This is a genomic window from Roseovarius sp. MBR-79 (assembly GCF_053628555.1).
This window is the reverse complement of the sequence record NZ_JBRJGP010000019.1, coordinates 1-12,464: the sequence shown is the minus strand read 5'-3', so window position 1 is coordinate 12,464 and position 12,464 is coordinate 1. Positions and strand designations below refer to the sequence as shown.

The 12,464-nt window shown below is 65.6% G+C and carries 15 protein-coding genes and 7 pseudogenes; 9 read left to right on the top strand and 13 right to left on the bottom strand.

What is annotated here, in order from left to right; genetic code table 11:
- The first annotated feature begins 168 nt into the window (after nt 1-168).
- The 3 genes from ACSSV8_RS16445 (at nt 169) to ACSSV8_RS16435 (ending at nt 1,561) form a co-directional block, all read left to right on the top strand.
- Entirely contained in the window at nt 169-438 is a 270-nt protein-coding gene (locus ACSSV8_RS16445) for a hypothetical protein (protein ID WP_454283167.1), read from the top strand.
- A complete protein-coding gene (locus ACSSV8_RS16440) occupies nt 435-752 on the top strand; it encodes a type II toxin-antitoxin system RelE/ParE family toxin (protein ID WP_454283166.1) in 318 nt (105 codons plus the stop codon). Before ACSSV8_RS16445 ends, ACSSV8_RS16440 begins: the two co-directional genes overlap by 4 nt.
- Nucleotides 753-904: 152 nt before the next feature.
- Nucleotides 905-1,561, top strand: a complete 657-nt coding sequence (locus ACSSV8_RS16435) for a hypothetical protein (protein ID WP_454283165.1) — start codon at nt 905-907, stop codon at nt 1,559-1,561.
- A gap of 42 nt (nt 1,562-1,603) precedes the next feature.
- Here the strand turns inward: ACSSV8_RS16435 and ACSSV8_RS16430 are convergent, their stop codons facing one another.
- From ACSSV8_RS16430 to ACSSV8_RS16405, 6 genes and pseudogenes are all read right to left on the bottom strand, one after another.
- Nucleotides 1,604-1,798 carry a hypothetical protein gene (locus ACSSV8_RS16430; protein ID WP_454283164.1) on the bottom strand — a complete coding sequence of 65 codons (195 nt, stop codon included), beginning with the start codon at nt 1,796-1,798 and terminating at the stop codon, nt 1,604-1,606.
- The gene (locus tag ACSSV8_RS16425; protein ID WP_454283163.1) at nt 1,761-2,012 is read right to left on the bottom strand and encodes a hypothetical protein; all 252 of its coding nucleotides are present in this window, start codon (nt 2,010-2,012) and stop codon (nt 1,761-1,763) included. The genes ACSSV8_RS16430 and ACSSV8_RS16425 overlap by 38 nt, the downstream gene beginning before the upstream one ends.
- On the bottom strand, nt 2,012-2,686 hold the full coding sequence (locus ACSSV8_RS16420; protein ID WP_454283162.1) for a YcbK family protein: 675 nt from the start codon (nt 2,684-2,686) through the stop codon (nt 2,012-2,014). The genes ACSSV8_RS16425 and ACSSV8_RS16420 overlap by 1 nt, the downstream gene beginning before the upstream one ends.
- 70 nt (nt 2,687-2,756) lie before the next feature.
- Nucleotides 2,757-3,065 (bottom strand): hypothetical protein, encoded by a 309-nt coding sequence (locus ACSSV8_RS16415; protein WP_454283161.1) that lies wholly within the window; start codon nt 3,063-3,065, stop codon nt 2,757-2,759.
- A gap of 84 nt (nt 3,066-3,149) precedes the next feature.
- Nucleotides 3,150-4,226: a DUF2793 domain-containing protein gene (locus ACSSV8_RS16410; RefSeq protein WP_454283160.1), complete on the bottom strand. Its 1,077-nt coding sequence runs from the start codon at nt 4,224-4,226 to the stop codon at nt 3,150-3,152.
- A 10-nt stretch (nt 4,227-4,236) separates the two neighbouring features.
- Nucleotides 4,237-6,093: pseudogene (locus tag ACSSV8_RS16405) on the bottom strand (phage tail protein); the annotation flags it as partial.
- Here ACSSV8_RS16405 and ACSSV8_RS16400 point away from each other — a divergent pair.
- Nucleotides 6,088-6,231: pseudogene (locus tag ACSSV8_RS16400) on the top strand (transposase domain-containing protein); the annotation flags it as partial. The pseudogenes ACSSV8_RS16405 and ACSSV8_RS16400 sit on opposite strands and share 6 nt — an antisense overlap.
- Nucleotides 6,232-6,362: 131 nt before the next feature.
- Nucleotides 6,363-6,527 (top strand): peptidoglycan-binding domain-containing protein, encoded by a 165-nt coding sequence (locus ACSSV8_RS16395; RefSeq protein ID WP_354540711.1) that lies wholly within the window; start codon nt 6,363-6,365, stop codon nt 6,525-6,527.
- Nucleotides 6,528-6,541: 14 nt separating this feature from the next.
- Here the strand turns inward: ACSSV8_RS16395 and ACSSV8_RS16390 are convergent, their stop codons facing one another.
- The 4 genes and pseudogenes from ACSSV8_RS16390 to ACSSV8_RS16375 all read right to left on the bottom strand — a co-directional run.
- The gene (locus ACSSV8_RS16390; RefSeq protein WP_454283159.1) at nt 6,542-6,832 is read right to left on the bottom strand and encodes a type II toxin-antitoxin system RelE/ParE family toxin; all 291 of its coding nucleotides are present in this window, start codon (nt 6,830-6,832) and stop codon (nt 6,542-6,544) included.
- Entirely contained in the window at nt 6,820-7,104 is a 285-nt protein-coding gene (locus ACSSV8_RS16385; RefSeq protein WP_354540710.1) for a CopG family ribbon-helix-helix protein, read from the bottom strand. Before ACSSV8_RS16385 ends, ACSSV8_RS16390 begins: the two co-directional genes overlap by 13 nt.
- Before the next feature lie 89 nt (nt 7,105-7,193).
- Nucleotides 7,194-7,316 (bottom strand): annotated as a pseudogene (locus ACSSV8_RS16380) (IS66 family transposase); the annotation flags it as partial.
- A gap of 286 nt (nt 7,317-7,602) precedes the next feature.
- A pseudogene (locus ACSSV8_RS16375) lies at nt 7,603-8,220 on the bottom strand (S49 family peptidase); the annotation flags it as partial.
- Nucleotides 8,221-8,568: 348 nt separating this feature from the next.
- On the opposite strand from ACSSV8_RS16375, the gene ACSSV8_RS16370 reads away from it, so the two are divergent.
- Nucleotides 8,569-8,832, top strand: a complete 264-nt coding sequence (locus ACSSV8_RS16370) for an AbrB/MazE/SpoVT family DNA-binding domain-containing protein (protein WP_354540698.1) — start codon at nt 8,569-8,571, stop codon at nt 8,830-8,832.
- Complete coding sequence (locus ACSSV8_RS16365) at nt 8,829-9,227, top strand: PIN domain-containing protein (RefSeq protein ID WP_354540697.1); 399 nt, start codon at nt 8,829-8,831, stop codon at nt 9,225-9,227. The genes ACSSV8_RS16370 and ACSSV8_RS16365 overlap by 4 nt, the downstream gene beginning before the upstream one ends.
- Nucleotides 9,228-9,232: 5 nt before the next feature.
- Here ACSSV8_RS16365 and ACSSV8_RS16360 read toward each other — a convergent pair.
- From ACSSV8_RS16360 to ACSSV8_RS16350, 3 genes and pseudogenes are all read right to left on the bottom strand, one after another.
- A pseudogene (locus ACSSV8_RS16360) lies at nt 9,233-10,729 on the bottom strand (phage portal protein).
- A 3-nt stretch (nt 10,730-10,732) separates the two neighbouring features.
- Nucleotides 10,733-10,948, bottom strand: coding sequence for a phage head-tail joining protein (locus ACSSV8_RS16355; protein WP_454283158.1), 216 nt, complete (start codon nt 10,946-10,948; stop codon nt 10,733-10,735).
- A 1-nt stretch (nt 10,949) separates the two neighbouring features.
- A pseudogene (locus ACSSV8_RS16350) lies at nt 10,950-11,341 on the bottom strand (phage terminase large subunit family protein).
- Between the two features lie 146 nt (nt 11,342-11,487).
- Between ACSSV8_RS16350 and ACSSV8_RS16345 the strand changes: the two are divergent.
- Together ACSSV8_RS16345 and ACSSV8_RS16340 are read left to right on the top strand one after the other, a co-directional pair.
- The gene (locus tag ACSSV8_RS16345; protein ID WP_454283157.1) at nt 11,488-11,631 is read left to right on the top strand and encodes a hypothetical protein; all 144 of its coding nucleotides are present in this window, start codon (nt 11,488-11,490) and stop codon (nt 11,629-11,631) included.
- A 92-nt stretch (nt 11,632-11,723) separates the two neighbouring features.
- A pseudogene (locus ACSSV8_RS16340) lies at nt 11,724-12,346 on the top strand (transposase); the annotation flags it as partial.
- Nucleotides 12,347-12,464 lie beyond the last annotated feature (118 nt).

Genomic DNA, 12,464 nt, shown 5'->3' with positions numbered 1-12,464 from the left:
TACGGCCCGCGCAAAAACGGGTCAACGCCAAGTCAACGTTTCGCACGTCCCCCTGAAAACCCAGTGGCTTTTTGCGCTTGGGGGTCTTGGGCAACGGCGTTGCGTCCGCCACGGTTGAAACCATCGCCTCGATCCATTATATGACTCAGTCATACCATGGAGGCGCGGATGACCGTCAAAACCACCCTCAGCTTCACGGATCGCCACCACCGGTTCCTCTCTGAGAAGGTGGGACAGGGCGTGTTCGCGACCCAGAGCGCCGCAGTCGCGGCCGCGCTGGAACAGATGATGCAGGATGAGCAGGAACGCGACGTGGCCCTTGCGGCCCTCGCGCAGGAAATCCGCGCGCGCATGGAAACGCCGCGCGAAGAGTTCATCGACCAGGACGACGCCTTTGCCGCCGCCCGCCGTACTATCGGGGCGGCCCACGGCGCGTGAACTACCGCATTCGTTTCCACCCTCTTGTCGCGCGTGATCTTGATGCCGTCGCGCATTGGGTTCTCGACTATGCCGGTCACGAAGCGGCCGCCCGCAAGCTGGCCGAGATCGAGGCGGCCATCGCCACGTTGAAGGCCACACCGCACAAAGGTAGCCTCCGCGATGAAATCGCCCCTGGCTTGCGTGCTATCCCGGCAGGAAGGAAAGCCGTCATTGCCTTCGTGGTTGACGATTATGCAGCCGAAGTGCTTGTTTATGCGGTCACCTATGGCGGCGCGGATTGGGTCATGCGCAGCCGCGCGCGCAGCCGGTAGCGGGGCAGAGGCCACCCGCACGCACGCGTCTGATCGCGCTGGACGGCGTAATCGCTGAGCATGCGGACGATCATCGCGGCGCAAGCCCCTGTGGCACTTGCGTGAAATGCCGATTAGACTGCAGGGATCGAAGGCGATGACGGGGGAAAACGATGGCGGCGCGTGACAAGAAACAATCGGTAGATGACGGGGCAATGCGCGCGCTCCTGAAACGCCATGCGTGCCCGATCGGATATCATCAGCTTCGGTCCCGCTTCATGGGCAATATTGCGACGCCGGATATGCAAGCATCGCCCATGCAGGAAATTAAGCGGATCTGGAACGATGAACTGCCGGAATTTGAAGATCAAAAAGAGGCGGAGGCATTCTTCGGCGCGCTCCTGCAGGGCATGTGGAATGGGCTGGGCGCGCACCAGAAGCGCAATGATCCCTTCAAGCTTGCACGGGTAAAGACGGCTCCGGCCAGCTATGAATATCTGGCCCGGCTTGCGAAGGTGCGCCGCGAGGAAATCGAGGGGTTTCTCGACGGGCTGTTCGCGGGGCAGGAAGAGATGGATTTTCCCGAAAGCGCGCACAAGGCTGTCGGTATCCTGGGCGAATTGCGCGCCTTGTTTGCGGCGACCGAGGATCTTGCGACCACCCCTCCGGGACCCGCCGACGTATCGAGCCTGGAACAGACCGCCAAGCACCTGCGGGAATTGACCCGTATTTCCGAGGTCGAAATCAATACAATCATCCAGTCATGCCGCAAGGCGCGCCAGCAGATGCTGGAAACCCGTGTCATGGAGCGACCGGATCGGCTGCATTGATGCCTCTGGCTCTTCCCGCGTGATACATGCCCGGCCCGGTCTTCACCCGCACGCCCGCGCCTGATCGCGCAGGACGGCGTAATCGCTGAGCATGCGGGCGATCATCGCGCCCTCGGGGAGCGCCTCGACCTCGGTGGCGGCGCGGGCCTGATCGACGCGACTGTATGCGACGACTGGCGGGCAGACCTGTTGCGGCCCGTCAGAACCGCCCGTCGCGCAGGCGCTGAGCCAGAGCATCAGGGTCACGAGGACGGCGGCTGGCGGCCTCCAGCATCTGGCGTTGGATATCATGGGTTTTCTCCGATGTTGAAAGACGTTCCGCCAGCCGCCCGGCGCGTTCCCCGGCGCGGCGGAGGTTCAGGAGGAACAGGGCGATGGTGATTGCTGCCAGCAGCAGGCCCAGCGCTTTGCGCGCCGGGCTGCGGGCGAGGAGGGCGATAATCCAGATCATCACCGCTGACCCTTCTTCCAGTCGTCGACGCGGGCATGGATGGCGACCGCGATGCCGAGCAGGGCGAGAGCAATGAACACCCAACGCAGGGTGTCGAGATAAGGCACCAGCGGCAGGAGGGCGGATTGGGTTTCCGCGAGGACGTCCTGTGCCACCTCGATTCCGGCCGCGCCGACCGTGGCCACCCCTGCCGCGCCACTGCCCTTTAGGGTGCGACTGTCGGCCAGCACTTCGCGGGCGGGGGCGACCTCCGGCACGAAGGGCGTGGCGCGCGGTGGGAAAGGCTCGCCCCAGCTGCGCTCGGACCCGAGGTCGATATGCATGAAGTTTGATCGCGGGTAATAACCGAAGCCGAGGAAGCCCGCCGCCCGTGCGGCTGCCTCGAATGCCACCGGATCGTGGTTTGACATGGCGATATCAAAGGCGGTGCCTTCCATGTGTTTGGACTGACGCGCGCCGCCGACCGCCTTGTTATGCGCGGGGCTGCGATAGCCGGAGAGCACGATCAGCGGCTTGCCGAGGCGGTTGCGCAGGTTCTGCAGCGCGTCCATGGCCTGCGTGTTGATCCTGATCGTGCCGTCACCGCGGCTGGCGATCTCGGCGGGGGAAAAGCTGGGCCAGCGCCAGGTGCTGTCGGGCACGTCGCGGAAATGGGCATAGGTGGTGGTCGGCATTTGGGATCCTCCGGAAATGCAAAACCCGCCGGGTCAGGGCGGGTCGGGGGCAGGTTTGGTGTGGTGATCGTCAGTCGGTGCGGTCGCGCTGAAACGCCTCGAACATCAGATCCCGCATGGCGCGGATGTCGGTTTCGATCCGTTCCAGCCGGTCGGCATCGCCCTTGCGGTCCTCGGCGCGCTGGCGGTCGACGCGGTCGCGCTCCTGGTCAAGTTCCCGCTCAAACCGGGCCAGCATGGCGTCATTGGTGAAGGCCCGGCGCGTCACCGCAGCCAGCAGGGCAAGCGTGCCGCCGATCAGCGCGGTGATGGCGGCGCTCAGCCCGTTGTCGCGCAGGGTCTGAGTGACCTCTTGCAGGATGGTCGTGCGTTCGTTCATGTTGATTTCCTTGATAATCTTGCGCGGGCAGAGGCCTGCACCGCCTTTGATTCCTGTCGCCGGGCGGTTTCCTGTTTGTGCAACTCATCCAATCTTCGCCCCCCAGAAGGAGGTGTGATCGGCCGCGAAAAACCCGTCCTGCGCACGGAAATACCCCTGCAATTCGACGGTATCGCCCGCCGTCAGCGGCACCATGGTTTGCAGCCAGATCGCGGTGGCGAGGAAGATGTGGCCGCCGCTGATCTCGCCAAAGGAGCCTCGGATCTCGGTGGCCCCGTTCAGCACCAGCCGTCCGCGCATCCGGGCCGAAGTGCTGGCGTTGATCTTGTAGAGCAGCATCGCGCCGAAGAGGTAGGTGCCGTCCACGGGTGCTACGAAATGGTTGTTCGCGGCGTCGAAAGCGCCTTGGTCGTTGGTGTCGGTGTTGTTGATGGCGATCTTCGTCCAGGTATCGACGCCGACATAGTTGTCGAAGTTCGTGTACGCCTTGAAGCGGGGCAGCCGGGGCTGGTCCACGATGCCCGTTGTGTTGTCGACGCTCAGCCCGTCGAAGAAGGTGCTGCCGTCGGCGGAAACCGCAAGGCGAAAGCGGTCGGAGCCGAAAAGGCCAAGCAGCGCGCGGGTGGAAAACCCGGTCTGCAGGGTCAGCCCGAGATCGTCGCCTGCCGCCTCCTTGTTCATGGTGTAGAAGAGATCGCCGGAGCCGCCCTCGGCCACGGTCCTGGCGGTCCAGAGCGCCGCGTTCAGCTTGGCCGAGAACGGGTTCGACGCATCCGCCGTCGTGCCCAGCCCCAGCAGCGCCATGTTCTGCAATGTGTCCGGCGTGGTCCCGACCCAGCCTGCGCCATCATAGACCAGCAGCACCTTCTCGTCCTCGACCCACGCGCGCCAGCCAGTCCGCGGCGGCAGGCGCAGCCAGGCGCCATCGGTCCAGAGCGCAACGTTCAGATCCCACCCCGCCCAGTCGCCGGTCGCACCGGAGCCGACGATGTAGCGGTCGCCGTCGGCGGGGCTGCCGGGCGGGGCGGTCAGGTCGCGGTCGCGGACGGAGAGCTGGACGAGCCCGTCGAGCAGCCGCAGCGCCTCATTGTGGGTGACGTGCTTCTGGGCCTGCGCCGCCAGGATGAACGGCAAGAGCAGGTTCGTGGTGGCATCGGCCATGATCTATCCTTCAGAAACTCAGCGTGACGGTCTTGGGCGCGCCCCGCCCGACGCGGGCGGAAAGCTGGAAGATGCGAATGTCGAGCGTGTCGCCGGGGCCGAGTGGCGCGCCCCAGTCGGACGTTTGCTGGGCCGCCGTGTAGACCGCGCTGGTGATGGCCGTAGACAGGGTTCGTTTCACGACCGCGCCATCGAGGATCTCGACCTCATAGGCTTCCAGTTCCTCCGCCATCGGCACTTCGACCGCGCCCCAGCTGTCGGCTGAAAGTGCGCGGGATCGGCGCGTCCAGCGGATGGTCAGATCGCCGGGGGTGCGCGGCCTGCGCCACGGCTGTTCGACATGGACGACCGAGAATGGCTGCAGCCCGACGCTCTCGGGCGTGAAAGCTTGCGCAACATAGGTCTCGTCGCTCACCGGTCGGCTGGCGGGGCCGATGCGCCAGTTCCACGGCAGCCCGAGATCGGCCTCGGCAATCGGCAGCGAGGCGAGCGTGTTGTCCAGCACGACGATCCGCGCGCCCGCGGGGGCCGGGTTGCCCATCGCCTCTTCCGTGCCGCGCTGGCCGCGCAACAAGCGCGTCAGCCGGTACCGGCCGGGCGCCAGCAGTTCCGCCGCGCCCGCCTGGACGATCTCCCAGACGCCGGGCGCGCTCTCGATGGCCAGCGCGTTGGCACCTCCGAACAGGGTCAGATCCGTGACGCTTTCCAGCGTGCCGGTCAGCAGATCGACGACCAGCGCATTGCCAAGATCGAAGCGCGACGTGGGGCCTTCGTAGAAGTCCGACACCAGCGCCCCGATCCGAGCGCGGCCGCCGAAGGTCGTGAGCAGATCGAAGCCGTCGGTCGCGGGGCTGCGGAACACCGCCATCTCGCCCGGCCATGGTGCGGCGTGCGCGGCGATCATCGGTCGATGTGCGGGCTGGTCCTCGTTGATCTGCGGCAGGTCCATGAGCACCGCCACGGGCGGGCCGAACACGATGGCCTTCGAAAGCGCCGAGGTCCGGGCCTGCCCGGGCGGCAGATCGTAGGCCTCGCGGTCCTGGCACACCGCCTCGATGCCGCGCGCCTCGGCGTCGGCGATCGCGACGAGGCGCAGCGGGACCGACCGGCCGTCATGCTCGAGCGCCAGCACATCGGCCGGGTCGAGCGCGAGGCGCGAGGGCGGCAGGCGAAACGCGGCACCCTCGCGCCCCACCCATGCCTCCATCAGCGCCCGGCGGGCGCGGCGCTCGGCTTCCTCGGGCGGCACCGCCATCGGGAAGGTCTCGGAGGCGACGCGCGTGGTGTCCACGGTGATGCGCCGCGCCTCGACGACGGCGGCGTCGTAATCCTCGTCCGCGCGGGCGACCTGCCACTTCAGGGCCTGCGGCAATTCGGTCTCTTGGCCCCGGGTCAGTTCCAGCACGTCGCCGTCGCGGGCCCCGCTGCCTGCGCTCAGAGCGACCAGATCGTCCGGCGTGACGGTGGTGACCGCCGCCCGACCGCGCATCATGAAGCGGATCACACCCTCGGTCTCGACGGCATCAAACCCGAAATGCCGCGCGAGCGGGCCGATCGAGGCGCGGGGGGACTCGAGCGCGGTGATGACGTAGCCCTCGACCGCGCCCCAGAGGCCGGAGACGTCGATCATGGCCTCCGGCAGACCGGCGCGCAGGCTGAGGTGGCGGACGAGGGCGGCGAGCGACACCGCGCCGAGCCGCCCGGTCAGCCAGTGCCCGCGCCGTCAGTTCGCGCCATCGGTCCAGACGTCGGTGAGTTCGGGGAAGAACGGATAGGGCCGCGCGTCCCAGGTCCAGGCGGCGCAATCGGGGATATGCACCATCCGGTCGCCTGAGAGCGATGACACCGGGTTGTTCGCGGGATCGCCTCGCTGATCGAAACCTGCAAGGTCAATGGCGTCGAACCCTTCGCCTATCTCAAGACCACCCTGACAGCCATCGCCAACGGCCACCCCCAAAGCCGCCTCGACGACCTGCTGCCGTGGAACTTCACGCCGTCAAGCTGACCCGACCGTGGTCCCTAGCGACCGCTTACGATGCAACCTTTGAACTGGCTGGAAGCGAGGAGGCCTTCGAAGACGTTGCCGGGGCTTGTGGTTGGACAACGCTATCCCTGACCTAGGACGATTATCGTGCCATCCAGACCCTCTTGAACGGAGGAGGCTTCAATGCTGGCACGCCAGATGGGCAATGGGGTTCAGGCTCCAAGGAGGCAATGAGAGCCTTCCAGACGTCTATCGGCATTCCCGCGACGGGCGCCCCTGACCGGGCTACGTTGCAGAAACTTGGCTTCGGAGGCTAACGGTCACAGTACGGTCAGTAGCCAGCCTCGCGCTGATGGCGCACGGCCAAGACCACCGCCGTTTCACCATCAAACCGATAAAGCGACACATATCCGCTGTCGCCGAAGGTGATGAACCACTCGCGGAATTCCGGTTCCATATCCTCGACTGGCCGCCCGGCGCCCGGTTGATCACGCAGGATGTTCATGCCCTCGCGGATGGATTTGGCCGCGCGGCGGGCGGCATCGGGGTTCTTGTCTGAAAGGAAACGGTAAAGTCGTTCGACATCCCGCAGCGCGGCGGGCGACCAGATCAGTCGTGACATTCAGGTGCTGCCGCCTCTTCGCCTGCTTCCAGCCTGGCAAGCCAGGCATCAGCTTCGTCATGTGTGATGTGCTTGCCCGTCGCTTGAAACTCCTCCCATGCCTGCAACCCGGCCTGGCGAAACGCCTCGCGTTTCTCTTCGCGCTCGACGAACTGCGCTACCGCCTCGCGCAGCATCCAATGCGTGGAGCGGTCCTTGGCATCCGCCAACCGCTTGAGGCGGTCGCGGGTATCCTGATCGAGCTTTACGGCGATGGGGCGGACGGCGTTCATGCGGGTGACTCCGGATGGGTATTCATCAGTATTACCTTTAGCACAACTGCATCCCTTGCAGAAGTCACAATTCAGAAAGTGCGCCGTCATGCCCAGGCGATGCCGCCTTCGTCGTGACCGGCGAAGAGCGCATTCTTGCGATTGAGGGCAATCGGGCGGATCAGGTTTTCGACCCTGTTGGAGTCGATCTCGACGCGGCCATCGGTCAGAAAGGCGCGCCGCCTGCGCGCAGACCTGCGCCACCTCGGCGGCCTCGGCGCGAATGGCGTCGGCGGTCATTGTGGTGGGCGCAGCATCACCCACCGCTGCCGGAATCTCTGGAGCTGCAGCGACGGTTGCTGTCGCGGCGAGAGCGGCGGAAATATGAGCCGGGTTCGGCGTGTCGGAGGGCGCGTCAGTGGACGTGGTGGTCATCTGTAGACCCTTTCTGCTGGAGGGAATGGTGCCGCGCGGGGCGGCGGCGAAAGCGTGGAAAGCGGTGACGGGATCGGCAAGATCATCGGCCAGACCGGCAGCGATGGCGTCAGCCCCGCGGAACACGGCGGCTTCCGTGGCCAGCGCCGCCGCGTGGCTCAGCCGATCCCCGCGCCCGGCGGCGACGGTTTCCGCGAAAAGGAAGCGCACCACCTCGAGCTCGCGCTGCATCTGGTCGTGCACGGCTTCCGGCAGCGGCTGGTACGGATTGGCATCGATCTTGTGCACGCCCGCGTGGATCAACGTGACACTGAGGCCCTTCTGATCCAGCGCCCCGCTCATATCGGTGTGCAGGGCCACCACGCCGATGCTGCCGACAGCCCCCGTGCGGGGCAGGATGATCCTGTCGGTCTGGGAGGCCAGAACATAACCAGCGGAAAGGGCATGTTCGGCGACAAAGGCCTGGACGGGTTTCTGCGTCCGCGCCGCCCGGATGCGGTCGGCCAGATCAAAGGCCCCGGCCACCTCGCCACCAAAGCTGTCGATGTCGAGCGCAATGCCGCGCACGCCGGGATCGGCCAGCGCTGCCTGCAATTGGGCTGCGATCCCCTCATAAGAGGTCAGGCCAGAGGACTGCCCGATCCACGCCCCGCGATGCACCAGCGTTCCGGCAATTTCGATCACCGCAATACCGTCCACCATCGCAAAGGGCTGGGTGCCATTCCGCTGGTGACGCTGGGCAAGATCATTGCCGAAGAGCGAGGCGCGGGCGGGCAGGGCCGCCGCTGCTTGATCCGAAGCGTCGACCTCCAGCCCTTGGAGGGTGATTTCCTGCCCGGTGATCCGAGGCCCCAACCCCGACAGGAAGGCCAGCGCCTTGGCCGGATCCACCATAAGCGGGGTGTTGAAGGCGCGTTGGGCGATCTGGGCGTGGTGCATGTTCAGGGTCCTGACCGCCCTGTCTTGCGGTGACAGAGGGTCTCATCTTGATTTTCCGGGGGATGTGCCGATATAGTAAGGAGATACGCCAATAAGTAAGGAATCGCGGTGATGCAGGAATCGACGGTGACCATCAAAGGCCAGACGACCCTGCCGCGCGATGTGCGGGCGGCGCTTGGTCTCAAGAGCGGTGACAAGGTGCGCTATGTCGTGATGAACGGCGAGGTCAGGCTGCTGAAAGCCCGGCCCGTGGCAGAGCTTGAAGGCGTCCTCGCGCGGCCTGATGCGCAGACAAATGCGGGGCCTGTCAGCCTTGACGAGATGGATGAGGCCATCGCAGCCGGGGCAGCGGATGGGATGCGCCCCGCCAAATGATCGCCATCGACACCAATGTGCTGGTCCGCTTTCTGACCCAGGATGACCCGGAGCAGGCGGCGGCGGCCAGCGCCTTCATGCGCGGCCTCACTCCTGCAGCGCCGGGGTTCATCAGCCGCGAAGTGATGGTCGAACTGGTCTGGGTGCTGGAGCGCGCCTATCGATTTTCGCGCGCCGAGGTCTCTGCCGCGCTGGAAGGCTTGCTGGCGGCGATCGAGATCGAGGTCGAGGCGGCGGATGATGTCGGCTCGGCGGTGTTTCGATATCGCGATGACGGGTTCGGTTTCTCCGACCTGATGATTGCCGCAGCCGCGCGTCGCGCCGGGGCCGCGAAGCTGGTGACATTTGATCGCAAGGCCGCGTGCCTGCCCGGCGTCGATCTTTTGCCCACCTGATCGCATCATGCACCCTCCTTTGAGTCGGGTTTCTCGTCGCCGGTGTCGTCGGCCGCGCCGTCCTTTTCTGCGTTGGGTTCTTCATCCGTCTTGCCGCTTTCGCCCGGCCCCTGTGCAGGCGACCCCGGACGGCGGAAGTCGAGGCCCAGAGCCAGTTCGCGGTTGCGTTCAGCGGCGATTTCCCGGTCCACCTGTTCGGCGTCATAGCCGCGCTCCGCCAGCGCCTGCGTGCGCGATTTCAGCTCTGCCTCGATCTGCAGGATCTCGGCCGAGGCGTCCTTCATCGGGTCGATCCAGTCCCATTTCGTGGGAAGCCAGGCGCAGGCCTGATAGTGGCGGCGCTGGCTGTCATAACCCTGCAGGTCCAGCGCGCCCGACAGCACGGCGGTGTCCATCCAGCGCACCCAGACCGCGCGGCAGAGCTGATAGACCAGCACGCCATGCTGTCAGGCCGATATCCGGCGGCGGAATTCGATCAGCGAGATGCGGGTGTTCGAGAAGTTGCCCTTGGCGGTGTCGCCGGTCAGATAGCCGTAAGGAATGCCCAGCGCTGCCGCGATCTGCAGCAGGGTGCGGTACTGAAACGGCTCATAGGTGCCGCCGGAGTCTGGTGTGGCCGGGGTCGAGACATCCTCGCCGGGATCGAGCCGCACCACCTGTCCCGGTTCCACCTCCAGATCCTCCTCGGTCGGTTCCAGCGGCGTTTCCGGCGCGGGCGAGGTGATGAACATCGCGAACATCGCGGCGATCTTCTTTCGCTCCAGCTCGGCGTCGTCATAGAGGTCCAGCGTGAACAGCTTGACGATGGCGGCCGCAAACCGCGACACGCCGCGCAACTGGCCCGCCTCGACCGGGTCCAGCACATGGATCACATCCGTAGCGGGCACGCGGACAGTCTCCCCTGCGAGCCCCGGATCGGTCATGTCGCCCGGGTGGCGGCGCAGGAAGTGATAGGCGACGCGGCGGCCGATACCATCGAACTCGATGCCCTGCCGGGTCAGCCCGGCGCCGGGCAGGCTGCGGTTCATGTCGAGCGGCAGCATTTCCGCAGGCAGCATCTGCAATTACAGGGGAACGGTGAGGCCGTCTTCCGCCCGGCGCGGGCGGATGCGCAGTAAGACCTCGCCCGACAGAAACACCTCGCGCGCGGCGCGGCGCTGCAGCCCGTAGAAATCCGTTAACCCTTCGGCGTCGGCCTCATCGGTCCAGGCCAGCCACAGCGCCTGCAACTCTTCCTTCCTGGCGGCATCCGCGATGGTTGACGATGGTTTGATGCCGTCGCCGACCACATTGCTGGCAAAACTCTCCACCGCATTGGCCGCATAGCCGTTGTTCCGGACCAGCCAGCGCGCGCGGGCGGTGATCGTGTCGCCCGAGGCGGCGATCAGCGTGTTCACATGGGCGCGGCTGGCGCGGAACCCGCGCAGGCGGCGGTGGGCCTGTGCGGCATCGAAGCCTCCGATGATCGACCCCAGCCGCTGGCGAAAAGCCTCGAACGCCATGGCTCACAGACCCTTCGTCGCGACAGTGCCCCAGCGACGGCGACGCGGTGTGCCGGTGGTGGCGGTGGCAATCCGACCTTCCAGATCGGCGATGGCATTCGCCAGTTCCGCGTCCGAGCCATAGGTGATGGTCTTGCCGTCATAGCTGACCGAGCGGACGCCTGCGTAACGCGCTTCCTGCAGGGCGGCCAGCAGGGCGCGCATCCGTTCCAGATCCATCTCAGTCCCTCATGAAGTTCGGTGTGTAGGCGTCGACCTCGTCGAGAAAGATGTAGCGTGCGGGCATCGAGCGCAGGCCGGTGGCCGAGTTCGCCCCGGTCAGCACCAGGATGCCGCCGGGGAATTCCTTGGACAGCATCGAATTGCCCGCATCGCGCGAGCGGGCCGGTTGCACGCGCTCCCGCAGGGCCGGGCTGTCCTCGATCAGCGGATCGAGCCGCCCGCGCGACGTCCGCTTGGCCATCTCCACCGTCGGCAGCACCGCCAGCATCGGACCCGGTGCGTGGTGGATGACAAAGCCGATCCAGTTGTGCCTGCCTCCGTGGCACCGACCTGTGCGGCCTTCATGAACGAAATCCGCTGCGCCGGGTGGCGCGGCGACAGCGCATCCATGATCTCGCGCAGATAGGGCGTGCGCGCGGTGCGGTATTGCCCCGGCTCGGCCGAGGCCCGCGACGACAGCTTGCGATGCGCATCCGCCCATCCGCATCGACCACGCCGCAGTGCCCACGCCCCTGAACAGCAGGGACCCGGACGCGGTGGCCCGGATGATCGAGGCTGCGCTGCGCGACGAGGGCATCAAGGCCGAGGCCTCGGACGTGATCTCGCATCTGAAGATCGAGCTACCGACCACCCAGCTGGTCGCTGCCAGCGCGATGCTGGCCAGCTTGCAGCTGATCTGAAGGAGCTTCCAATGGACATTTCCTTCAACTGGCCTGCTGCCGGTTTGGTGGACACGAAGATAAGATCGTGACCAAGGAACTGGAGATCGGACATGGTAAGACGGAAGTTCACGGAGGAGTTCAAGTTTGAGGCTGTAAAGCTGGTGACAGATCGGGGCGTTGCGGTGGCGCAGGCGGCCCGAGATCTGGATCTGGCCGAAAGCGTGCTGCGTCGGTGGATGCGGGAGGCCGCAGTAGCCCCGATCACAGCGTTCCCTGGCAATGGCCAGCAGCGTGCCGAGCTGGCAGAGATCGCAGCTCTGAAGAAAGAGGTCGCCAAGCTCAGGGCGGAGCGTGACATCCTAAAAAAAGCCGCGGCATTCTTCGCGAGGGAAGCGACATGAGGTTCGCCTTCATCGCGAAGCACCGGCATATCTGGCCGGTCAGCTGGCTGTGCGAGGTTCTGGAGGTCTCACGCTCGGGCTTCCATGCATGGCTGAACCGCTCTCTCAGCGACCGAGCGATCCTTGATGCGAAGCTCGTCACGGCCATCGACACGAGTTTCAAGGCCAGCGACCGGACCTATGGCACCCGCCGTGTCTGGCATGACGTCCTTGAAGAAGGTCTGATCTGCGGCCGTCACCGGATCGAGCGGTTGATGCGCCAGAATGCATTGAAAGCACGCCCAAAACGGCGCGGAAAGCCTGGGGACGATGGAGAACGATCGGTCATCGCCGACAGTGAGCCGGTGAACGCCATTGATGAAGTGGATGGCTCCCGCTTTCGGCATCGCAATGTGCCATGTTGGGTGCTGTGAAACGGCCAACAAAGGGAGCCATCCATGGACAAGGTTA

What these genes read in the sequence shown, in the direction of transcription:
- ACSSV8_RS16445 (WP_454283167.1), top strand. Translation starts at nt 169, where the DNA reads ATGACCGTCAAAACCACCCTCAGCTTCACGGATCGCCACCACCGGTTC.
- ACSSV8_RS16435 (WP_454283165.1), top strand. Translation starts at nt 905, where the DNA reads ATGGCGGCGCGTGACAAGAAACAATCGGTAGATGACGGGGCAATGCGC.
- ACSSV8_RS16430 (WP_454283164.1), bottom strand. Translation starts at nt 1,798, where the DNA reads ATGCTCTGGCTCAGCGCCTGCGCGACGGGCGGTTCTGACGGGCCGCAA.
- ACSSV8_RS16425 (WP_454283163.1), bottom strand. Translation starts at nt 2,012, where the DNA reads ATGATCTGGATTATCGCCCTCCTCGCCCGCAGCCCGGCGCGCAAAGCG.
- ACSSV8_RS16420 (WP_454283162.1), bottom strand. Translation starts at nt 2,686, where the DNA reads ATGCCGACCACCACCTATGCCCATTTCCGCGACGTGCCCGACAGCACC.
- ACSSV8_RS16415 (WP_454283161.1), bottom strand. Translation starts at nt 3,065, where the DNA reads ATGAACGAACGCACGACCATCCTGCAAGAGGTCACTCAGACCCTGCGC.
- ACSSV8_RS16410 (WP_454283160.1), bottom strand. Translation starts at nt 4,226, where the DNA reads ATGGCCGATGCCACCACGAACCTGCTCTTGCCGTTCATCCTGGCGGCG.
- ACSSV8_RS16390 (WP_454283159.1), bottom strand. Translation starts at nt 6,832, where the DNA reads ATGTCACGACTGATCTGGTCGCCCGCCGCGCTGCGGGATGTCGAACGA.
- ACSSV8_RS16385 (WP_354540710.1), bottom strand. Translation starts at nt 7,104, where the DNA reads ATGAACGCCGTCCGCCCCATCGCCGTAAAGCTCGATCAGGATACCCGC.
- ACSSV8_RS16370 (WP_354540698.1), top strand. Translation starts at nt 8,569, where the DNA reads ATGCAGGAATCGACGGTGACCATCAAAGGCCAGACGACCCTGCCGCGC.
- ACSSV8_RS16365 (WP_354540697.1), top strand. Translation starts at nt 8,829, where the DNA reads ATGATCGCCATCGACACCAATGTGCTGGTCCGCTTTCTGACCCAGGAT.
- ACSSV8_RS16355 (WP_454283158.1), bottom strand. Translation starts at nt 10,948, where the DNA reads ATGGATCTGGAACGGATGCGCGCCCTGCTGGCCGCCCTGCAGGAAGCG.